Raw genomic sequence first — 21,618 nt, forward strand, 5'->3', positions numbered from 1 at the left:
AAATAAATGTCTTTAATTAGTATGCACGGCGCGTGGCTCTCTTTCAGCGACTCACCGCTTCTCGATAATGCAGAGCTGCATATCGAAGATAACGAGCGCGTCTGTCTGGTCGGCCGTAACGGCGCAGGTAAATCGACGCTGATGAAAATCCTCAACCGTGAGCAGGGGCTGGACGACGGCCGTATTGTTTACGAGCAGGATCTGGTCGTCTCTCGTCTGCAACAGGATCCGCCGCGTAACGTTACCGGCAGCGTGTACGATTTTGTTGCCGAAGGAATTTCAGAGCAGGCGGAATACCTCAAGCGCTACCACGAGATTTCGCATCTGGTCATGACCGACCCGAGCGACAAAAATCTCAACGAGCTGGCAAAAGTGCAGGAGATGCTCGATCACCATGGCCTGTGGCAGCTGGAAAACCGCATTAACGAAGTGCTGGCTCAGCTTGGCCTGGAAGCGGATATGGAGCTGTCGGCGCTCTCCGGCGGCTGGCTGCGTAAAGCCGCGCTGGGCCGTGCCCTGGTGAGCGGGCCCAGGGTACTGCTGCTGGACGAACCAACGAACCACCTGGATATCGAAGCGATTGACTGGCTGGAAGGGTTCCTGAAAACTTTCAATGGCACCATTATCTTCATCTCCCACGACCGTTCGTTCATCCGCAACATGGCCACGCGCATTGTCGACCTCGACCGCGGCAAGCTGGTGACCTATCCGGGCGATTACGATACCTATCTGCTGGAGAAAGAAGAGAACCTGCGCGTGGAAGAGCTGCAAAACGCCGAGTTCGACCGCAAGCTGGCGCAGGAAGAGGTATGGATCCGTCAGGGCATCAAGGCGCGTCGTACCCGTAATGAAGGCCGCGTTCGCGCCCTGAAGGCGATGCGCCGCGAACGTAGCGAACGCCGTGAAGTCATGGGTAGCGCCAAAATGCAGGTGGAAGAGGCGTCCCGCTCGGGCAAGATTGTCTTCGAAATGGAGAACGTGAATTATTCGGTTGACGGCAAAGTGCTGGTGAACGATTTCTCCGCACAGGTTCAGCGTGGCGACAAAATTGCGCTTATTGGTCCAAACGGCTGCGGCAAAACCACGCTGTTGAAACTGATGCTGGGCCAGTTGCAGGCAGACAGCGGTCGTATTCACTGTGGTACCAAGCTGGAAGTAGCGTACTTTGACCAGCATCGCGCAGAGCTGGATCCGGACCGTACGGTGATGGACAACCTCGCAGAGGGTAAACAGGAGGTGATGGTTAACGGCAAGCCGCGTCACGTGCTGGGCTACCTTCAGGACTTCCTGTTCCACCCAAAACGCGCCCTGACGCCTGTGCGCGCGCTGTCCGGCGGTGAGCGTAACCGTCTTTTACTGGCGCGCCTGTTCCTGAAACCCAGTAACTTACTGATTCTCGATGAACCGACGAACGATCTGGATGTCGAAACGCTGGAACTGCTGGAAGAGTTGATTGATGGCTATCAGGGAACCGTGATGCTGGTCAGCCACGATCGTCAATTTGTCGATAACACCGTGACCGAGTGCTGGATCTTCGAAGGCGAAGGACGCATCGGTCAATATGTGGGCGGCTATCATGACGCGCGTGGACAGCAATCGCAGTCGCTGGCGCAAAAACAGGCGAAGACCAAAAATGTCGCTGAACCTGTTGTTGTGAAAGCAGAAACTGTCAAAAAGTCTCCTGCTAAAATGAGCTATAACTTGCAGCGCGAGCTGGAAGGACTGCCGCAGCGTCTGGAAGAGCTGGAAGCGGCACTGGAAGCACTGCAAATTCAGGTCGCTGATGCGTCATTCTTTACGCAGCCTCACGACTATACTCAGAAAGTATTGGCTGAACTCTCCCAGGCCGAGCAGGCGCTGGAAGAGGCATTTGAGCGCTGGGAGTACCTTGAGTCTCTGAAAAACGGCGCATAAACAGGGATAATCTATGTGTGACCAGCACCATGCCGATCGGCATATTTTATGCTCGCAATGCGATATGCTCGTGGCGTTGCCAGAGCTTGGTCACGGACATAAGGCTGCCTGCCCGCGCTGCGGAGCTACGCTGACGACCGAGTGGGACGCGCCAAGGCAGCGTCCTACGGCTTACGCACTGGCAGCCCTGTTCATGTTACTACTCTCCAATCTCTTCCCTTTCATCTCTATGAAAGTGGGTGGGATGGTAAGCCAGGTGGAGTTACTGGAAATTCCAGGCGTGATGTTCTCGGAAGATTACGCCAGCCTTGGCACCTTCTTTCTTCTGTTCGTGCAGATAGTCCCGGCTTTTTGCCTGGTCGTCATTCTGCTACTGGTCAATCGCGTCAGGATGCCCACCGCCCTTAAAATCAAACTCGCGCGGATCCTGTTCCAGCTAAAAAGCTGGGGGATGGCGGAAATTTTTCTGGCGGGTATCCTGGTCAGCTTCGTGAAGCTGATGGCCTACGGCGATGTGGGGATTGGCAGCAGCTTTATTCCGTGGTGTCTGTATTGCGTGCTGCAACTGCGCGCTTTCCAGTGCGTGGACCGACGATGGACCTGGGACGATATTGCCCCGGCACCGACGCTCTCGCAGACGGTAAAGGTGGGCGTACCGGGTATCCGTCAGGGGCTGCGCTCCTGCTCCTGCTGCACCGCCGTGCTGCCCGCGGATGTCGAGGTGTGTCCCCGCTGTGAAACAAAAGGTCACGTCCGACGCAAAAATAGCCTGCAATGGACCATGGCGCTGCTGGTGACCTCTGTCATGCTTTATCTGCCCGCCAATATTTTGCCGATCATGATCACCGATCTGCTCGGCGACAGAATGCCCTCGACCATCCTTGCCGGGGTGATTTTGCTGTGGAGCGAAGGGTCATACCCTGTTGCAGGCGTCATATTTCTCGCCAGCATTATGGTTCCGACCTTAAAGATGATTGCCATTGCCTGGCTTTGCTGGGATGCAAAAGGGCACGGTAAGCGTGACAGTGAGCGCATGCATCTGATTTATGAGGTCGTGGAATTTGTTGGCCGCTGGTCGATGATTGACGTGTTCGTGATTGCGGTTCTCTCAGCGCTGGTGCGTATGGGTGGGCTGATGAGTATTTATCCCGCTATGGGAGCGCTGATGTTTGCTTTGGTCGTCATTATGACCATGTTTGCGGCCATGACCTTCGACCCTCGTTTATCGTGGGATCGTGAGCCCGATTCAAGCCATGAGGAAGAGTAAGAGCATGGAAAATAAGAGTGGAGAGGCTAAAGTGCAGAAGGTCAGAAACTGGTCGCCGGTGTGGATTTTCCCCATCGTGACCGCGCTGATCGGTGCATGGATCCTGTTTTATCATTACAGCCATCAGGGACCGGAAGTCACGCTAATTACCACCAATGCAGAGGGAATTGAGGGCGGAAAAACCACCATCAAGAGCCGCAGCGTGGATGTGGGTGTCGTGGAAAGCGCGACCCTGACGGATGATTTAACCCATGTTGAAATTAAGGCCCGCCTGAATGCTGGCATGGAAAAACTGCTCCATGAAGATTCCGTTTTTTGGGTGGTGAAACCGCAGGTCGGAAGAGAAGGGATCAGCGGCTTAGGGACGCTATTGTCAGGGGCTTACATTGAACTCCAGCCCGGCAATAAAGGCGCCCAGCCAGCAAACTATCAGTTGCTGGATTCACCGCCGCTTGCGCCACCGGATGCAAAAGGGATCCGCGTCATTCTGGACAGCAAAAAAGCGGGCCAGCTCTCGCCGGGCGATCCGGTGCTGTTCCGTGGGTATCGTGTCGGTTCGGTTGAAACGAGCACCTTCGATCCGCAAAAACGGACCATCAGCTATCAGCTATTTATCAATGCGCCTAATGACCGACTGGTGACCAGTAACGTTCGTTTCTGGAAAGACAGTGGGATCGCTGTGGATCTCACCTCTGCGGGGATGCGCGTTGAGATGGGTTCACTCACCACGCTGTTTGGTGGGGGCGTCAGTTTTGACGTGCCGGAAGGTATAGATCTGGGACAACCGGTGGCGGAAAAAACCGCCTTCAGACTGTTTGACGATCAAAAAAGCATTCAGGATGCGCTCTATACCGATCACATCGATTATCTGATGTTCTTTAAGGACTCTGTACGCGGCTTGCAGCCAGGAGCGCCAGTTGAGTTCCGCGGTATCCGTCTGGGTACAGTGGGGCAAGTGCCTTACTTTGTTCCGGGACTCAAGCAAATGCTTGATGATGATTATCGTATTCCGGTGCTGATACGCATTGAGCCTGAGCGTTTAATTAACCAGATTGGTGAGGATCAGGATATTGGGGAGCATATCAGCGACCTGATGAATCGCGGTCTGCGTGGCTCGCTGAAAACCGGCAACCTGGTGACAGGGGCGTTGTATGTCGATATGGACTTCTATCCAAAAGCGCCACCTATGACGGGAGTCCGTGAATTTGGCGGCTACAAAATCATTCCTACGGTCAGCAGTGGCCTGGCGCAGATCCAACAGCGTCTGATGGAAACGCTGGATAAGATCAACAATCTGCCGCTGAATCCAATGCTTGAGGCTGCGACGGGATCACTGCATCAGAGCCAGGCGACGATGCAACGTCTGCAAACCACCCTGGATAATATCAACAAGATCACGGCCAACCAGTCCATGCAGCAGCTGCCGCAGGATATGCAGAAAACGTTGCGTGAACTGAATCGCAGTATGCAGGGCTTCCAGCCGGGCTCAGCGGCCTACAACAAGATGGTGGCGGATATGCAACGTCTTGATCAGGTTTTACGCGAGCTACAGCCCGTTCTGAAAACGCTCAATGAAAAGAGCAACGCGCTGGTGTTTGAAGCGAAAGATAAAAAGGATCCTGAGCCTAAGAGGGCGAAACAATGAAAAAATGGCTAATCATCGCAGGCGCACTGGTATTAACGGCCTGTAGCTCTGGAAGCGATAACAAAAGCTACTACCAGCTGCCGTTAAGCGCGCAGTCGGGGGCGCAGAGCAGTGCCTCGCAGGGCAGCCGTCTGCTGTGGGTTGAGCAGGTTGCCGTGCCAGATTACCTGGCGGGCAACGGGGTGGTCTACCAGACCAGCGATGTGCAGTACGTAATCGCCAACAATAACCTGTGGGCCAGCCCGCTGGATCAGCAGCTACGCAATACGCTGGTGGCGAATCTGAGCAGCCAGCTCCCCGGTTGGGTCGTTGCCTCGCAGCCTCTGGGAAGCGATCAGGACACTCTGAATGTTAACGTGACGGGATTCCATGGCCGCTATGATGGTGCCGTTGTTATCAGCGGGGAGTGGCTGCTGAATCACCAGGGTCAGCTGATTAAGCGTCCTTTCCATCTTGAACTCAAGCAGCAGAAAGATGGCTATGACGAAATGGTGAAAGTACTTGCGCAGGGATGGGCACAGGAGTCGGCTACTATAGCAAGAGAGATTTCCCGCCTGCCATAAGTAAAATTCATCGACGAAAGCCGCACTCAGCTTCTTGCTGATTGCGGCTTTTTTTTCGTTTTACGTTCAGGTTGTTACTTGTCCCGCATCACACTTTTTGTACAAACGATCTTCCATGTAGCTCACAAATATGACACCCGTATGAATTTTGAACGTTGACGCTGACGCAGATTCGGGGTATTCGTTAACTGTGCTTGCACATATTGCAACCACTGTTTTCTTTCCACCAGACAAAAGAATGAGGGAAACGAGGCATGAAGAGACAGAAACGAGATCGCCTGGAAAGGGCTCATCAACGTGGTTATCAGGCTGGCATCGCCGGACGTTCTAAAGAAATGTGTCCCTATCAGGCCCTGAATCAAAGGTCCCAATGGCTAGGGGGCTGGCGAGAAGCCATCGGAGACAGGGCAGTACTTGCTTGATACCGTCTCTTTAAAAAGAAACCTCCGCAATGCGGAGGTTTCGCCTTTCTGGAAGGGGCTAAAAGCCGTTATCAGAAAGCGGAGGTATCCTGGAACAGACCCACTTTCAGGTCGTTCGCGGTATAGATCAGACGACCATCAACCAGCACTTCACCGTCCGCCAGGCCCATAATCAGACGGCGGTTAACGATGCGTTTGAAATGGATACGGTAGGTGACTTTCTTCGCGGTAGGCAGAACCTGACCGGTGAATTTCACTTCGCCTACGCCCAGCGCACGGCCTTTGCCTTTACCGCCAAGCCAGCCCAGATAGAAGCCAACCAGCTGCCACATAGCATCGAGGCCCAGGCAGCCAGGCATTACCGGATCGCCAATAAAGTGGCAACCGAAGAACCACAGGTCCGGGTTGATATTGAGTTCTGCTTCTACGTAACCCTTATCAAAGTTGCCGCCGGTTTCGGTCATTTTCACGACACGGTCCATCATCAGCATATTTGGGGCTGGTAACTGCGGGCCTTTCGCGCCAAACAGTTCACCGCGACCAGAGGCAAGAAGGTCTTCTTTAGTATAGGATTCGCGTTTATCTACCATGTTCTCAGTAAGCCTTATTTTAGTGAAGGACGCAGGATAGCTAACACGTGTACGCTGAACAAGTCCGATCAGTTCGCACTAAACCAACTTAACCAGCGTAACGGCCACGGATAACGATGACGAGCATCCTGCTGTGTCGCCTGAGCTATACGTTCCTGAATGGTCTGCATCAGGGTTGTCTGGCCTTCGCCGTCCCAGACCAGGTTTGTCAGTAAGGGTAGTGCATCCTCAACCCCTTCGATGGCCCAGACAGTGAATTGTTCCTGCTCTACCGCATCCAGAATCGCCTGGCTCAGGCTCAAATGGCGAGCGTTAGGTGCCGGAATAATCACGCCCTGTTTGCCGTTTAAACCGCGCTGCTGGCAGATTGCGAAGAAGCCTTCGATTTTCTCATTCAGTCCGCCCACCGGTTGGGCACGGCCAAACTGATCCACGGACCCGGTAATCGCAATATTCTGGTTAATCGGCACGTCTGCAAGCGCGCTGATCACGGCGCACAGCTCTGCCATTGAGGCGCTGTCGCCGTCGACTTCACTGTAGGACTGCTCAAAGGTCAACGAGGCAGAGAAGGGGATCTGCTGCTCGAGCTGAAGTTCAGACATCAGGAATGCCTGCATGATCATCATGCCTTTGGCATGAATGTTTCCGCCCAGTTCGGCCTTGCGTTCGATATCGGTAAATTCGCCGTCACCAATGTGTACGACACAGCTGATACGGGAAGGCTCACCAAAGGCGCGTGGGTGCCCGGGGAACTCGATGACGGACAAGGCATTGATTTGCCCGATACGTTCGCCTTCGGTCTCCACCAGAATCTGTTCAAGCAGAATTTCATCCTGCATACGGTCAGCAAGATAGCCTTCGCGCCATTCACGCTGGGCCAGCATCTGGCTCAGTTGCTCACCGTTGAACGTACCGTTGCCGCTGATAACGCCCACTTCACGTAGTTGTTTGCCGATCCAGAGCGGACAGAGCGGCAGGGTTTCCTGATCGCCGGTGTAGCGTACGGCCTCGCGGATTAAGCCCGGCCACGCATCCTCGGCAGGTGAGGGCAGCGCAAAACGTTCCGCCACGGCCATAACCCACTGACACCACTGCGCCATGTCATCGGCATCTACAATCTGAATATTGTCTTCAAATTCGCTGTAAACCGCCTGCTCCGCGAGTTCTGGCTCCATTTCCTGGAAGTCAGCCAGTGATTCACGGTCACCCGTCAGCACGACGGTCAGCGACAGCGGCATAGACGGAATGGAAACAGGCAGAGGACGTGAATCGTCGAAGCCTACCCAGTCAAAACGTTGCTGCGTCACCACCGTTTTCAGGCGCATCCACAGCAGCGGCTGCGCAAGCAGTGTGCGAAGGGAGATGAGCAATACGCCGCCATTAGCGCGGTGTACCAGCCCGGGTTGCAGTGAAACATCGCCATTGAACTGACGAAGGCAGCCGAACAACTGTTCTGCTTCCACCCAGTTGGCGGTGATCACCTCGCCTTTTGCAGCGAACAATCCATCTGCCTGCGTGGCAGGTTCGAATGTCACGTCGCGACCGGCAATATGATACTGACCACCAAAAACGGCATTCGTTTTTGGCTGCAACTGGCGCATGGCATCACCGAGAAGCGTCAGATACTCGGCTTCTTCCGGGGCTTTGAGCAGCATGAAAGGAGATGTAGCCCATGGGGATGACATCTGCTCCAGCGCGTAATGCAAACGCGGTTGTGTCTCGCTAAGTATGAATTTGTGTTCTTTTGTGAGGTCTGGCTGTGCAAACAGCTCCTGATAGCTCTCGGTATCCGGAACCAGGTCACGCCATGCAAGTTTCGTAATGGTCAAAGTTGATGTTTTTTAGTCAGAAGTAAAACCGTGGAGTATACCGTAAGCGGCGCACTCTGCCCAATCAGGATTCGGGTTTTCGTCATGCGGATCGCCTGCGACGTTTCACAGGATATGATTTCTTTTCAGCAGATTGCCAAAAAACTGATATTCTGAACAGAGTTACACGGTAACACTGAGATCGCAATGAAATATCAACAACTGGAAAACCTCGAAAGCGGCTGGAAATGGAAGTACCTGGTCAAAAAGCACCGTGAAGGGGAGCTGATCACCTGCTACATCGAAGCCAGCGCGGCACAAGAAGCTGTGGATATGTTGCTGACCCTCGAAAACGAACCGGTACAGGTCAACGGCTGGATCGAGAAACACATTAATCCGGCCTTGTTAAACCGGATGAAGCAAACTATCCGTGCTCGTCGTAAACGGCATTTCAATGCCGAGCATCAGCACACCCGTAAGAAATCCATCGACCTGGAATTCATGGTCTGGCAGCGTCTGGCCGGGCTTGCGCAACGGCGCGGGAAAACCCTGTCGGAAACGGTGGTGCAGCTGATTGAAGATGCCGAGCACAAAGAGAAGTATGCCAGCCAGATGTCGACGTTGAAAAACGATCTACAGGCACTGTTAGGTAAAAAATAAGCTTTTTACTTTTCTTCAGATAATAAAAAACCCCGCATGGCGGGGTTTTTTTATAAGACGATAACTTATGCCGCAGGCTGAGTTACAACGTCTTTGATACCTTTAACTTCGATCTCTACGCGACGATCTGGTGCCAGGCAGTCGATCAGTGCAGCGCGTGGTTTCACGTTGTCACAGGTAGAACCGGTAACTGGGTTAGATTCGCCCATACCACGTGGGGAGATCTTGTTAGCTGGGATACCTTTAGATACCAGGTAATCAACTACAGACTGAGCACGTTTCTCAGACAGACCCTGGTTGTAAGCGTCAGAACCGATACGGTCGGTGAAGCCCAGAACCACTACAGAACCGTCTTTAGGATCCAGGTTGCTCAGCTGGGTGTACAGCTGATCCAGTGCCTGCTGACCTTCTGGTTTCAGGGTAGCTTTGTTGAAGTTGAACAGAACGTCAGACTTCAGAGTGAAGTGCTTGGTCTGTACTTCTGGCGCTGGAGCCGGAGCTGGAGCTACGACTGGCGCATCTTCCTGCTGACCGAAACGGTAAGAAACACCAACGCTCAGCATGCCGTTGTCTGGACGAACACCAACGGTAGCACCGTCACCGATGTTGTTAACCCACTGGTATTCCAGACGGGTAGCGATGTCACGGGTCATTGCCCACTCAACGCCACCAGCGAATACTGGGGAAACACCAGTATCGTGGTCGTCACCAGCGATGCTGTTGCTGGAGTCTGCACGCCATACCATGCCGCCCAGACGGGTGTACACGTCCAGATCGTCAGTTACTGGGTAACCCAGTTTAGCGGTCAGCTGTACGCCTTGAGCTTTGAAAGCGCCATTTACGTTGTCGCCTTTGTAAGGCATACGACCTAACCAGTCGTAACCCATTTCAAAGCCAACATACGGGTTAACCTGATAGCCACCGAACGCACCTGCACCCAGCTGGCTCTCGTGAGTAGGGCCATCGTTGTTCAGGCTGCTGTTGTACCAACCGGTGTCATGGAACTGAGACCAGCCCAGTTTACCACCTGCATACCAGGTATTATCTTTCGGAGCGGCCTGCGCTACGGTAGCGAAGCCAGCCAGTGCCACTGCAATCGCGATAGCTGTCTTTTTCATTTTTTGCGCCTCGTTATCATCCAAAATTTGCCATGAATATCTCCATCGGAGGAATCACGGTTAAATCCTTCACCGGGGGGCGTGGTCAAATATAAACCTACCGATATCTTCGGCTTAGGCCGAGCACCCCTGGCGATGTAAAGTCTACAACGTAGCTGAAAACTTACAAGTGTGAAGTCCGTCAGGCATATGAAAAAAAAAGTTCCGTATACCTAATATTTAACAATTTTTGAACGAATTTTGTGCAGTAAAATTAACGAGAACCGCGTCAGACAAGCCTTGCCGCAGTTTTGGCGCGTTGAACTTTTTTTGCATACTGCGGTCGAAAAAAATTCCAGGAAAACTCTTAAAATGACTCAATGGTACACATTTGAGTGAATTTTTAGCCCGGGATGTTGTCCTCTGCGATAGGAATCTCCACGAACTGGCCGCATGATGAAACCCATCGCGTTACCTTCTTCAGCCGCTTCAGTCAGACGCAAATGTTCCTCTTGCGACAGATCCTCAGGCAACCACCCAATCACGACGCTATAGTTCCCGGTACGTAATGCCCGGACCATCGACTCGACCGTATCGCAAGGGGAGAGTTGATTAATCTGCATCACCTTCGCTAACGGCAGGCCAGCCGACTGAACCCATTCGCGACTTAATTTTTGCTGTGGCGTCAGCCAGAGCTGCCAGCGAGACTGTTGCCCGAGCTGCTGCAAAAGCGGCAGGAGTAAGAGTTGTGTCAACAGCGGCTGGTCTTCACGGTAAACCACTTCACTGATAAGCCCTGTCGATTCACGCCCGATAGAATTCTGCGCAGCATTGCCAGCGGCAGAAGTAGAAGGTGTTAAGTGATTTGCATAGCCTGAAGTGTACATATTCATTCCAGCCCTGTAGTTACTGTATGGATATACAGTAACCCCTGTATGCATAAAGATCAACCTCATTTTCGGAAAGCGACTCGCAAATTTCATCCATTCCTGGTGAACCTGAAAAAATCATCTTGCCCAACGGCAATAAGTTGCCTATTTTCCTGCTAACGGATCCGTTACTAAGAAATATCGTGGTTACTGTATGATTTTTAATGGAATTATCATGAAAAAGATATCTTATGATCGGATTTATCAATCTCAAGAATACCTCTCTCCGCTGGGCGAAATTCATCATCGCGCCCTGTTTGGCGGTTATACCCTGGCCGTGGATGAAGCGGTGTTCGCGATGGTGTCTGACGGTGAGCTTTACCTTCGCGCCTGTGAGCAAAGTGCAAAATACTGTGTAAAAAACGCGTCCTCTGTTCTGACCCTGATGAAACGAGGACGTCCTGTGCTGCTTAATTACTACCGTGTGGATGAAGGTCTGTGGCAAAACAGGGAAAAACTGCTTCAGCTCTCCTCGTTTGCGCTCGATGCCGCCAGGAAAGAGCGCTACCAGCGCCATCAGCGTAACCGGCTTAAAGATCTGCCGAACCTGACCTTTCAGATTGAGGTCCTGCTTATGGAGGCGGGCATTACCAATGAAGAGACGCTACGACAGTTGGGGGCGAAGACGAGCTGGCTGAAAATGCGCTCTAAGAATAAAGCGCTGAGTATCCGGGTATTGTTCGCGCTTGAAGGCGCGATTGAAGGGTTACATGAAGCGGCACTCCCGGCGGATATTCGCCGGGAGCTTACGGAGTGGTTTAATGCGCTGCCTGAGTCGCAGGGCCATCATTCCGCCAGGTAGCGATCTGCTGTCGCAGCCGACAAATTTCCGGCAGCAAAGCGATAAGCAGGCCAATTTGCTGAAGGACCAGCGGAGCTTTGTTGTCGGTGCCTGGATCAAGGTGTGCGATACGTTGCACCAGTTCATCCAGTGCCTGGTGAACCCGTGGCTCATCCGCAGGTTGATGATGAAGCGCATCATCAACGTAGCAAACGGCATCGTCCAGTAGTGCCAGGATGCCCGGATTCGTCAGTTTCTCTCGGTGGGCGCCAAGGGTAGAGATATAGCTGGTGAACGTGTGGTTCAGACACAGCAGGCGGAAGGCTATCTCCCGGATTTCTGCCGTGGCGCGCGGCTCAGTTGACATATTCGAGACAACGGAAGCCAGCTCTGCGTCAGTGTTATGCGCATCGCGACGGGCAATCCGATAGGCCAGACGGTTATCGCGACCCTGATGGTATTGCTCAAGTATGGCGTCCAGATAGCGGCAGTTGGCGTTCATTGCTCTGTCGGACACGCGCGGTAAATTTCGGAAACGCCAGTCCGGCCAGATAAAGCTCACCGCCGCCCAGGCGATGGCGCAGCCGATAAGCGTGTCGATCACACGGGGGAGGGCCACTTCAAAGCCTTCACCCAGCAGATTGAAGCAGAGCAGAACCAGCAGCGTGATGAACATCGTGGCGTGGGCATACTGCACATTGCGGAAGGCGAAGAACAGTACCCCGGTAATCACAATCAGGATCAGTTGCCCTTCTACTGAAGGCACAAAATAGAGCACCGGCAGTCCGATGGCGACCCCGACTAATGTCCCGACAATACGCAGCGCGAGCCGATGGCGGGTAGCGTTATAGTTCGGCTGGCAGACGAACAGGCTGGTCAGCAGGATCCAGTAGCCGTGGTGCAATCCTGTTATCTGGATAAACGCGTAGCCGACGCACAGTACCAACGACATCCTTACCGCATGGCGAAAGAGGGCGGATTCCGGCGTAAAATGACGGCTCAGGCGCAGCCATATATCGCTGAAACCGTTGAGACTGTCGTCGGCAAGCTGGTTGTCAGCGTCATTGCCCGGCATCGCCATCGCCTGTTCAGACTCAATGGTGGCGAGCTGAGCATCGATGGCTCTCAGGTTGTTGAGCAGGAATCCCAGGGCTTTGAACTGTTCCGGCGAAGTTCCACTGGCCTGAACGCGATCGAGCGCCGCATCCAGGTGGCTGAATGCGCGTTCAAAGCGAGGATCGTGCTGATAGGGCGTGCGCAGCAGTATTGAGCGCGCAAGTTGCTGGCAGGCCTGAGACTGCATCGACAGCAGACGCTGGAAACGGAACATCACGTCGCTGTAGCGGAATTTCTCGCGCAGATCAGCGTACTGTACATGCGAGGAGCTGGCGCGCTCGTGAATATCCTGGGCAACAAAGTAGTAGTGCAGGGTGCGCCGGGTACCGCGCTGACCGCGATCGCCGCGCAGACGGGTGAGCAGGGACGCTTTGGTCTGATTCAGCGTGGCGACCAGTTGGCCATTTGCCAGCGCCAGATCGTAAAGGGGCGCCTGGCTGTCCTCTTCGATATCCGGATCAAACAGCCGGGATTTCAGCTCCAGATAGTGGGCCAGCTGTTCGTAACTGCGGGCAATGTTGTCCTGTAAGGCACGAACCGGAAAAATAAGATGCCCGGTTAAGGTCAGCAGGTTATACCAGATAGCGCCCAATAGCAGCAGGACCGGTTGCTGATACCACTGATCGTAAAGAGAGACGCCCAGCATGGTGTAAATGGCAATCAGCAGGGCGCCAAACGCGATAGTGGCGTAGCGTTGCCCGAGGCCGCCGAGCAAAATGAAGCCGCTGGTGGACACCGTCAGCCCTAAGGCAAACAGCCAGGGCCACGGGAAAAGCAGCTCAACGGAGGCGGAAGCAATAAAGAAGCAGACCAGCGTGATGACCAGATTACGCAAACGACCGGCCAGGCGGTCGTCGAGATCCGCCAGCGCGCCGGCCACCACCCCAAGCGTGAGGGGGATGGTGAGCTTCACATCATTCAGCCACCACGGCAGAGCGACGGTGCCGCAGAGGGCGATAAATATCCTGACGTTATACAGCCAGTTACTGTTCCATGTATAGCGACGAAGCAGGGGGCTTAGCATGAGAGCGGCCAGTCCTTATTACTGAAAACGACGACGGGCATTGGCTTCACGCGCGGCTTGCGCGACTTCGACCGGAACAACTCGGCGTCCTACCGGCCACAGGGCGATGGTGGCAATTTTGAAATTAGCGAGGCCAACCGGAATGCCAATAATCGTAATGCACTGGGCGATACCGGCGAAGATATGCATCAGACACAGCCACCAGCCAAAGAAGATTAGCCATAAAATATTCAGCAGCGTGCCGCCGGTATTCATCAGGGCATTTTTTCTTTCCGGCTCCAGTTCATCCACGTGCACGGCTTCATTTCCATAAGGAACGAGGGACAGTTTGGTGATTTCCCAGCAGGAGCGCGTCAGCGGAAGGGTGAAGATAAGCACGATGCTCACCAGGGTGGCAAAAAGCCAGGAAAGGGTGGTGGCAAAACCGCCAAGGACAAAATTCAACACATTCAGAACGGTACGCATAAACCCTCATTTCCTTCGATATGATTAACGCCCGGTGATTGTAACGTTTTTTTGGGCTGGAGCACCTTAAAACTGGCAGTTAAACTGTCTGACAAATTATGACCTCGTGGATCCGGCAGGATATGGAACTGAAAGCAACTTCAATGGGCAAACGCCTGGCGCAGCACCCCTACGACAAGGTTGTGCTTCTTAATGCGGGAGTGAAAGTCTCCGGTGAACGCCACGAATACCTTATTCCGTTTAATCAGCTACTGGCCATTCACTGTAAACGAGGGCTGGTATGGGGGGAGCTGGAGTTCGTTTTACCGGCAGAGAAAGTGGTGCGACTCCACGGGACCGAGTGGGCGGAAACCCAACGCTTCCACCATCATCTGAACATGCGCTGGCACCAGTGGAGCCAGGAGATGAGCGTGATTGCCGCACAGGTGCTGCATCAGGTGCTGGACGATATCGCGCTAAGCAATACGCAGCAGAAGTGGCTGACGCGCCAGCAAACCGCCGGGCTTCAGCAAAAAATCACCCAGGCGCTGACGGCATTGCCTTTACCGGTGGCGCGGCTTGAGGAATTTGATAACTGTCGCGATGCGTGGCGGAAGTGTCAGGCCTGGCTTAGCGATATCGAGAAAAGCCGTCTGGCGCATAACCAGGCCTGGACTGAGGCGATGCGTACGCAATATGCCGATTTCTTCAGTACGGTGGAATCATCGCCTCTCAATCCTGCCCAGGCGCGCGCAGTGGTGAATGGCGAGCACTCTTTACTGGTGCTGGCAGGCGCAGGGAGCGGCAAAACGTCGGTGCTGGTGGCGCGCGCGGGCTGGCTTCTGACAACGGGCGAGGCAGTTGCCGACCAGATTTTGCTGCTGGCTTTTGGTCGCAAGGCGGCGCAGGAGATGGATGAGCGCATTCAGGCGCGTTTGCATACCCAGGATATCTCGGCGCGCACGTTCCACTCCCTGGCTTTACACATCATTCAACAGGGCAGCAAAAAAGTCCCTGTTGTCAGCAAGCTGGAGAATGATGCTCAGGCTCGCCAGGCGCTGTTTATCAAGGCATGGCGTCAGCAGTGCAGTGAAAAAAAGGCGCAGGCGAAAGGTTGGCGTCAGTGGCTTGAAGAGGAACTCAACTGGGAGGTGCCGGAGGGCAGCTTCTGGCAGGATGAAAAGCTGGCGCGCCGGCTGGGCTCTCGTCTCGACCGGTGGGTAAGCCTGATGCGCATGCACGGCGGCTCTCAGGCGGAGATGATAGAAAGCGCACCGGAAGCGATCCGCGCCGTGTTTTCTAAGCGGGTAAAGCTAATGGCGCCGATGCTGAAAGCGTGGAAAACCGCGCTGAAAGACGAAAACGCGGTCGATTTTTCCGGGCTAATCCATCAGGCCATTATCATTCTGGAGAAAGGGCGCTTCGTCAGTCCGTGGAAACACATTCTGGTGGATGAGTTTCAGGATATTTCGCCGCAGCGCGCTGCGCTGCTTTCGGCGCTGCGGGCGCAGAATAAACACACGTCGCTGTTTGCCGTGGGCGATGACTGGCAGGCTATCTACCGCTTCAGCGGGGCGCAACTTTCCCTCACGACGGCCTTCCATCACTATTTTGGGGAAGGCGATCGCAGCGATCTGGACACCACCTACCGCTTCAACTCGCGGATTGGTGAAATTGCCAACCGTTTTATTCAGCAGAACCCACATCAGCTGTCGAAGCCGCTTAACAGCCTGACGTCGGGGGATAAAAAGGCCGTCACGCTGCTGGCGGACGATCAGCTGGAACCGCTGCTGGATAAACTGAGCGGCTATGCGAAACCGGATGAACGGATTCTGGTCCTGGCGCGTTATCACCACCTCAAGCCGACGGCGCTGGAAAAAGCGGCAACGCGCTGGCCAAAACTACAGCTCGATTTTATGACCATTCACGCCAGTAAAGGGCAGCAGGCCGACTACGTAATTGTGGTGGGGCTGAAAGAGGGGAGCGACGGTTTCCCGGCACCGGCGCGGGAATCCGTGATGGAAGAGGCGTTATTGCCTGTTCCGGAAGATTTCCCGGATGCAGAGGAGCGGCGCTTACTGTACGTGGCGATAACCCGCGCGCGCCATCGCGTGTGGCTCTTGTTCAACAAAGAGGAGCCGTCGGTGTTTGTCGATATTTTGAAAAGTATTGACGTGCCGGTGGCGAGAAAGCCGTAACGCGCCGGGCAAATTCTGTAGGCCCGGTAAGCGCAGCGCCACCGGGCAAAAAACTACTTCAGTCTCTCCGCAAGATAACGCTGATAATCCGGGATCAAAATCTCCACCGGATCGTTAAACTGCGGCGATTCAATGATGAAATCTGCCGTTGAAAGATTGGTGGCTACCGGAATGTTCCATACCGTCGCCAGACGCAGCAGCGCTTTAACGTCCGGATCATGTGGAACCGCGTTCAGCGGATCCCAGAAGAATATCAGAACGTCAATTTTACCTTCCGAAATCTGAGCGCCGACCTGCTGGTCACCCCCCATCGGGCCGCTCAGCATGGCATTCACTTCCAGACCGGTTTCGCGGTGGATCAGGTTGCCGGTTGTTCCCGTGGCAGAAAGGGCATGATGCTGTAAAAGAGGCTGATGGCGACGAACCCAGTTAAGCAGCATTTGTTTACAGTGATCGTGCGCAACCAGAGCAATGTGCTTGCGCGCCGGAAGTGTGCGTGTTGTCAGTTCCATAATCTTATCCGTGAGGTTACCTCGCTACACGATGACGGGAACTGACTGATGCTGCAAGAGAAAGGACGAAAAAATGTGGCTTACGACGAAGGTTGTCGTTTCGCCCATTGCAGAAAACGGGCGCGCGTGTCCGGATCGGCATTCTGGAACCAGAATTTGAGGCGTTGCTCAGTAAGGGTCTGCGACTGAGGAGGGAGTACATCCAGCTCCGATACGCCCGAAAGCAGGGTACTGTCATCCGCCATCATAGTGGCGAACTGGGGCAGGGAGGCGCGCCTGCTGGCTCTGTTATAGATCTCCGTGTCCGCTTCGTAATCTGTTCCTTTTGGACTTTTTGTCAGCGCCAGGATATCCAGCTTTACCGGGATGGGCATAGAATCCCCGTCCACCAGCTCAATGCGCGGTGAGGCATCAAATGCCAGTGACTCTTTTTCTGTTTCAAGGTGCGGGAGACGAAAATGGACCTGGCTGATGCGTTGGGTATTAAAGCTGACCACCAGCGGAGGCGAAATGTACACCTGCTGTTCGTTGTCGGCGAGGCGAATCGTCTTTTCAACCCGAAAAACCACCTGATGCGGGCCATTATCCAGCTCGATGCTGTCTGCGCCCCGCAGCAGGGAGCTGGAGACTTTTTTCCCGTCCAGCACCAGCAGGTCAATGTCGGTTGAGAGTCTGAGGGTGGTTGCGAAAACACAAACCGGCATGATTAACGCAACCACAGCCCAGACAATGCCGGTTTTCATAGCAGACTCCTGTAGACAAACTACCCGGTAAGAATGTATCAAAATTTTTCGATAAACACGTTTACTAACATATAGACATATTTTGCCGTTTTGCCCTCATACTTCTGTATGGGATGCGTGGTTGAGATGTCTGCTTTGACGTACACTTTGAAAAAAACCAGGAGGAACAGCATGAAAGAGAACGACATTGTCGAGATTCTGACGTCCACGCGCACTATCGCGCTGGTCGGCGCGAGCGATAAACCGGATCGCCCAAGCTATCGGGTCATGAAATACCTTCTGGACCAGGGATATCACGTGATCCCGGTCTCGCCGAAGGTGGCGGGGAAAACGCTGCTGGGTCAGCAGGGCTATGCGACGCTCGCGGACGTGCCGGAAAAAGTGGATATGGTGGACGTTTTCCGTAATTCAGAGGCGGCCTGGGGCGTGGCGCAGGAGGCGATTGCCATCGGCGCGAAAACGCTGTGGATGCAGCTGGGCGTGATTAATGAGCAGGCGGCCGTGCTGGCACGCGATGCCGGGCTGAAGGTGGTGATGGATCGCTGTCCGGCAATCGACATCCCCCGTCTGGGGCTGGCAAAATAAAAAAAGCCCGCTTGACGGGCTTTTTTACACCTTTAGTTACGCAGTCTGGGCGCCTGTAACTGTTTGCGGATGGTCTGAGCAAGCTCGTCCATAGTGGGTTGTTCCGGATGCTCATCCTGTAGTTCACCACTCAGCTGCGCTTCGGCAAGATAGGTATGGACAGGCTGACCATCGTCGCCCTCCATAACCACATGATACCAGGGCGCGGCGCGAAGCTCTGCGTCAACGGCCAGATCGTCTGCTGACGGTTCATCAAGGGAATACTCCGGGTCGATATCCACGACCACACCCAAATATCCAAGCAAGGTGTGGCGGACCTGCTGGCCGATACCGAATTTGCTGGCAATCATAGTCACCTCCCGGGAAACATTACATACACACTATGTGCGGGCAATATTTCTCTTTTCAAGTTACATGACGCGACAGGCAAACCCTTTCAGATACAGCCCTTCCGGGTAGGTAGCGATCACCGGGTGATCGGCGGCCTGACGGAACTGCTCTATAAATTGTACATCACGACCCGCATCTATTGCGGCATCGGCGATGATTTTTTGGAATAAATCTGTCGTCATCAGGCCAGAGCAGGAGAACGTCAGCAGAACGCCGCCCGGGTTCAGCAGCTGGATCGCCAGCATGTTGATGTCTTTATAGCCACGGCAGGCGCCCATCAGCTGGCTTTTATTTTCTACAAACTTCGGCGGGTCCATCACGATAACGTCAAATTTCTCGCCCTGGTCGCGGTATTTACGCAGCAGTTTGAACACGTCGTCGCGCACAAACTCCGCTTTGCTCAGATCCAGCTTGTTCAGCTCAACGTTCTGTTTCGCCACATCCAGCGCTTCCTGTGAGGTGTCGACGCTCACAACCTGGGCACAGCCGCCCATCAGGGCAGAGACCGCAAAGCCGCCGGTATAGGAGAAGCAGTTCAGCACGCGCTTATCGGCAACGTACTGGCGCGTTGCCAGACGGCTGTCACGCTGGTCGAGATAATAACCGGTCTTATGGCCGCCCTGGATGTCCACCAGCAGCTTCATGCCGTGCTCCTCGATAGGCAGCAGGGCAGGCGGCAGTTCGCCGGTGACCGGGCCCTGCGTCAGCTCCATGCCCTCTTTTTTACGTACCGCCACGTCGCTGCGGTCGTAAATGGCACATTCCGGGCACAGGGTTTGCAGGGCGCTAATTAGCGCGGCACGCTGGTATTCCGCCCCGGCGCTCAGCAGCTGCAACACCAGGAAATTGCCGAAGCGGTCAATGGTCACGCCCGGCAGCCCGTCGGATTCACCGGCAATCAGACGATAGCTGTCCAGCCCGTCACGCTTTGCCAGCCACTCGCGCCACTGCTGCGCCTGTTGCAGACGACGGACAAAGAAGTCGATATCGATGGCTTCTTCTTTATCGAACGTCCAGACGCGCGCGCGGATCTGAGATGCAGGCGAGTATGCGCCGCGTGCTAACCATTTCCCCTGATGGTCAACAATATCGATGGTTTCACCGAGGCTGGCTTTACCTTCCATGCGGGCAACCGCGCCGGAAAAGACCCAGGGATGGCGGCGCAGTAATGACTTCTCGCGCCCTTTGGCTAACACTAAACGTACACTCATAATTTGCTATTCTGTCGATTCCAATGAAATGGCCGCCATTTTCCCGACTTCAGCGAGGAAATGCAACGCGCCAGTCGGATAAGGAGAAGGATGATGTCAAATGTATGCACCATTGCCTGGGTCCATGGCCTTGTACAGGGCGTCGGATTCCGCTACAGCACCCAGCGCGAAGCCCTTCAGCTCGGACTGACGGGGTATGCGCGTAACATGGATGATGGCAGCGTGGAGGTTGTGGCCTGCGGTGAGGCGGATCGGGTAGAGAAGCTGGTGGCGTGGCTGAAAGCGGGCGGACCGCGCAGCGCGCGGGTTGATAAGGTGCTAACGGAACCGCATCAACCCGGCCGGGAATACGCTGACTTCAGTATTCGCTATTAAATGCATTTTACCGGCTTTGGCAGGCCGGCAATTTTTGTCGCCTGTTTAGCCGGGCCTTTCGGAAACAGGCGATACAGATAACGGCTGTTGCCTTTCTCTTCGCCAAATTTATTCGCCATGGCTTTGACCAGCATGCGGATAGCCGGAGAGGTGTTGAATTCGAGGTAGAATTCGCGCACAAAGCGCACCACTTCCCAGTGTTCCGGGGAGAGGGTAATTCCTTCGTTTTCCGCAATTTTCTCCGCCAGCGCTTCGCTCCACTGGCTGCTCTCTTTCAGATAACCGTCGTTATCGGTTTCGATCTCTTTGCCTTCAAAACTCAACATATTCATTCACGCGTTAGTCAAAAACCGCCTCAGTCTACCAAAAAAACAAAGCCCCGCATAAGCGGGGCTTTGTTCACAGCACGGTGAGTTAATCGCGGCTGGCGAAGCCCAGGATACTCAGCAGGCTGACAAAAATATTGTACAGCGACACATACAGGCTCACGGTGGCGCGGATATAGTTCGTCTCACCGCCGTGAATGATGTTGCTGGTTTCATACAGGATTGCGCCGGATGAAATCAGGATAAACACCGCGCTGATTGCCAGATGCAGAGCAGGCAATTGCAGGAAGATGTTCGCCAGCATACCGACCAGCACAATCACGATACCCGCCATCAGCATACCGCCGAGGAAGGACATGTCCTTACGGGTGGTCAGCACGTAGGCCGAGCAGCAGAAAAACACCAGCGCGGTACCGCCCAGCGCCATACCAATCACGTCGCCCATTCCGGCAGACAGATAGGCGTTCAGGATTGGCCCCAGGATGTAGCCCAGGAAGCCGGTGAAGGCGAAAGCGGAGAGAATACCCACCGGTTTATCCGCGGTTTTATAGGTCAGGAACATCAGACCATACATACCCACCAGCGTCAGGATCAGGCCCGGAGAAGGCAGCATCAGTACGGTGCTGGCCGTCGCGGTGATCGCCGAAAACGCCAGCGTCAGGCTGAGCATGAAATAGGTATTGCGCAGCACCTTATGGGTGCTGAGTAGCGATGTGCGGTCGCGTGAAGAAGTAATTATACGATCCATGAGTCACTCTCTTATGACAGATGTAATTAGCGCAAAGAATAGGAAACGGCGCGGCAGACGCAAAGTGGTTTTACCCATCTTTACTCAGCCCCTTAGGGATTATGCTGGTTTTTTATTCTGGTAAAGCCTTTGTACTCAGAATGAAGTGCGGTATGCAAGGCGTATTCAGATCAACCTCTTATAGGTCACTGAAAAATATTGCGTTATTTCCCTAAGGCCGCTAAGAGTTATTTCCGGATCGTCATAAAAACAGACAATAAGGCGAAGGAA

The 21,618-nt window shown here is 54.1% G+C and carries 22 protein-coding genes; 10 read left to right on the forward strand and 12 right to left on the reverse strand.

Features of this window, described 5'->3' with window-relative positions:
* Positions 1-6 precede the first annotated feature (6 nt).
* From L2Y28_RS07500 to rmf, 5 genes are all read left to right on the forward strand, one after another.
* Positions 7-1,914: an ABC transporter ATP-binding protein gene (locus L2Y28_RS07500; RefSeq protein ID WP_022647651.1), complete on the forward strand. Its 1,908-nt coding sequence runs from the start codon at positions 7-9 to the stop codon at positions 1,912-1,914.
* Positions 1,915-1,927: 13 nt separating this feature from the next.
* Entirely contained in the window at positions 1,928-3,181 is a 1,254-nt protein-coding gene (pqiA, locus tag L2Y28_RS07505) for a membrane integrity-associated transporter subunit PqiA (RefSeq protein WP_022647652.1), read from the forward strand.
* Positions 3,182-3,185: 4 nt separating this feature from the next.
* Entirely contained in the window at positions 3,186-4,826 is a 1,641-nt protein-coding gene (gene pqiB / locus L2Y28_RS07510; RefSeq protein ID WP_022647653.1) for an intermembrane transport protein PqiB, read from the forward strand.
* Positions 4,823-5,389, forward strand: a complete 567-nt coding sequence (pqiC, locus tag L2Y28_RS07515) for a membrane integrity-associated transporter subunit PqiC (protein WP_022647654.1) — start codon at positions 4,823-4,825, stop codon at positions 5,387-5,389. Before pqiB ends, pqiC begins: the two co-directional genes overlap by 4 nt.
* Positions 5,390-5,643: 254 nt before the next feature.
* The gene (rmf, locus tag L2Y28_RS07520; RefSeq protein WP_003858162.1) at positions 5,644-5,811 is read left to right on the forward strand and encodes a ribosome modulation factor; all 168 of its coding nucleotides are present in this window, start codon (positions 5,644-5,646) and stop codon (positions 5,809-5,811) included.
* Positions 5,812-5,882: 71 nt separating this feature from the next.
* Here rmf and fabA read toward each other — a convergent pair whose 3' ends face one another.
* Together fabA and L2Y28_RS07530 are read right to left on the reverse strand one after the other, a co-directional pair.
* On the reverse strand, positions 5,883-6,401 hold the full coding sequence (gene fabA / locus L2Y28_RS07525; protein ID WP_022647655.1) for a bifunctional 3-hydroxydecanoyl-ACP dehydratase/trans-2-decenoyl-ACP isomerase: 519 nt from the start codon (positions 6,399-6,401) through the stop codon (positions 5,883-5,885).
* 68 nt (positions 6,402-6,469) lie between these two features.
* Positions 6,470-8,230 carry a Lon protease family protein gene (locus tag L2Y28_RS07530; RefSeq protein WP_236919580.1) on the reverse strand — a complete coding sequence of 587 codons (1,761 nt, stop codon included), beginning with the start codon at positions 8,228-8,230 and terminating at the stop codon, positions 6,470-6,472.
* Between the two features lie 186 nt (positions 8,231-8,416).
* Between L2Y28_RS07530 and matP the strand changes: the two genes are divergently transcribed.
* Positions 8,417-8,869, forward strand: coding sequence for a macrodomain Ter protein MatP (gene matP / locus L2Y28_RS07535; RefSeq protein ID WP_006809347.1), 453 nt, complete (start codon positions 8,417-8,419; stop codon positions 8,867-8,869).
* 65 nt (positions 8,870-8,934) lie between these two features.
* On the opposite strand, the gene ompA is transcribed toward matP, so the two are convergent.
* Both ompA and sulA read right to left on the reverse strand, forming a co-directional pair.
* Positions 8,935-9,987 (reverse strand): porin OmpA, encoded by a 1,053-nt coding sequence (ompA, locus tag L2Y28_RS07540; RefSeq protein ID WP_017694761.1) that lies wholly within the window; start codon positions 9,985-9,987, stop codon positions 8,935-8,937.
* A 356-nt stretch (positions 9,988-10,343) separates the two neighbouring features.
* Positions 10,344-10,853: an SOS-induced cell division inhibitor SulA gene (gene sulA / locus L2Y28_RS07545; RefSeq protein WP_032610196.1), complete on the reverse strand. Its 510-nt coding sequence runs from the start codon at positions 10,851-10,853 to the stop codon at positions 10,344-10,346.
* 217 nt (positions 10,854-11,070) lie between these two features.
* Between sulA and L2Y28_RS07550 the strand changes: the two genes are divergently transcribed.
* Positions 11,071-11,697, forward strand: a complete 627-nt coding sequence (locus L2Y28_RS07550; RefSeq protein ID WP_022647658.1) for a TfoX/Sxy family DNA transformation protein — start codon at positions 11,071-11,073, stop codon at positions 11,695-11,697.
* Here L2Y28_RS07550 and yccS read toward each other — a convergent pair.
* Positions 11,654-13,816 (reverse strand): YccS family putative transporter, encoded by a 2,163-nt coding sequence (gene yccS, locus L2Y28_RS07555; protein ID WP_022647659.1) that lies wholly within the window; start codon positions 13,814-13,816, stop codon positions 11,654-11,656. The genes L2Y28_RS07550 and yccS overlap by 44 nt on opposite strands.
* An 18-nt stretch (positions 13,817-13,834) precedes the next feature.
* Entirely contained in the window at positions 13,835-14,281 is a 447-nt protein-coding gene (locus tag L2Y28_RS07560) for a YccF domain-containing protein (RefSeq protein WP_022647660.1), read from the reverse strand.
* Between the two features lie 122 nt (positions 14,282-14,403).
* Between L2Y28_RS07560 and helD the strand changes: the two genes are divergently transcribed.
* Positions 14,404-16,458 (forward strand): DNA helicase IV, encoded by a 2,055-nt coding sequence (gene helD, locus L2Y28_RS07565; RefSeq protein WP_022647661.1) that lies wholly within the window; start codon positions 14,404-14,406, stop codon positions 16,456-16,458.
* Positions 16,459-16,511: 53 nt separating this feature from the next.
* Here the strand turns inward: helD and mgsA are convergent, their stop codons facing one another.
* Together mgsA and L2Y28_RS07575 are read right to left on the reverse strand one after the other, a co-directional pair.
* Positions 16,512-16,970, reverse strand: a complete 459-nt coding sequence (gene mgsA, locus L2Y28_RS07570; RefSeq protein ID WP_003858146.1) for a methylglyoxal synthase — start codon at positions 16,968-16,970, stop codon at positions 16,512-16,514.
* 80 nt (positions 16,971-17,050) lie between these two features.
* A complete protein-coding gene (locus tag L2Y28_RS07575) occupies positions 17,051-17,713 on the reverse strand; it encodes a DUF2057 family protein (RefSeq protein ID WP_022647662.1) in 663 nt (220 codons plus the stop codon).
* A gap of 171 nt (positions 17,714-17,884) precedes the next feature.
* On the opposite strand from L2Y28_RS07575, the gene L2Y28_RS07580 reads away from it, so the two are divergent.
* Positions 17,885-18,298: a CoA-binding protein gene (locus tag L2Y28_RS07580; RefSeq protein ID WP_006809337.1), complete on the forward strand. Its 414-nt coding sequence runs from the start codon at positions 17,885-17,887 to the stop codon at positions 18,296-18,298.
* 32 nt (positions 18,299-18,330) lie between these two features.
* Here L2Y28_RS07580 and hspQ read toward each other — a convergent pair whose 3' ends face one another.
* Positions 18,331-18,648: a heat shock protein HspQ gene (hspQ, locus tag L2Y28_RS07585; RefSeq protein WP_003858136.1), complete on the reverse strand. Its 318-nt coding sequence runs from the start codon at positions 18,646-18,648 to the stop codon at positions 18,331-18,333.
* A 60-nt stretch (positions 18,649-18,708) separates the two neighbouring features.
* Positions 18,709-19,899: a 23S rRNA (cytosine(1962)-C(5))-methyltransferase RlmI gene (gene rlmI, locus L2Y28_RS07590; RefSeq protein ID WP_022647663.1), complete on the reverse strand. Its 1,191-nt coding sequence runs from the start codon at positions 19,897-19,899 to the stop codon at positions 18,709-18,711.
* 93 nt (positions 19,900-19,992) lie between these two features.
* Here rlmI and yccX point away from each other — a divergent pair, with 93 nt between their 5' ends.
* Entirely contained in the window at positions 19,993-20,274 is a 282-nt protein-coding gene (gene yccX, locus L2Y28_RS07595) for an acylphosphatase (protein WP_003858131.1), read from the forward strand.
* Here yccX and tusE read toward each other — a convergent pair.
* Both tusE and yccA read right to left on the reverse strand, forming a co-directional pair.
* Positions 20,271-20,600 (reverse strand): sulfurtransferase TusE, encoded by a 330-nt coding sequence (tusE, locus tag L2Y28_RS07600; protein ID WP_003858129.1) that lies wholly within the window; start codon positions 20,598-20,600, stop codon positions 20,271-20,273. The two genes, yccX and tusE, sit on opposite strands and share 4 nt — an antisense overlap.
* 88 nt (positions 20,601-20,688) lie before the next feature.
* The gene (gene yccA, locus L2Y28_RS07605) at positions 20,689-21,348 is read right to left on the reverse strand and encodes an FtsH protease modulator YccA (protein ID WP_003858127.1); all 660 of its coding nucleotides are present in this window, start codon (positions 21,346-21,348) and stop codon (positions 20,689-20,691) included.
* Positions 21,349-21,618 lie beyond the last annotated feature (270 nt).

Source organism: Enterobacter sp. JH25, assembly GCF_021725435.1.
GTDB lineage: Bacteria > Pseudomonadota > Gammaproteobacteria > Enterobacterales > Enterobacteriaceae > Enterobacter > Enterobacter intestinihominis.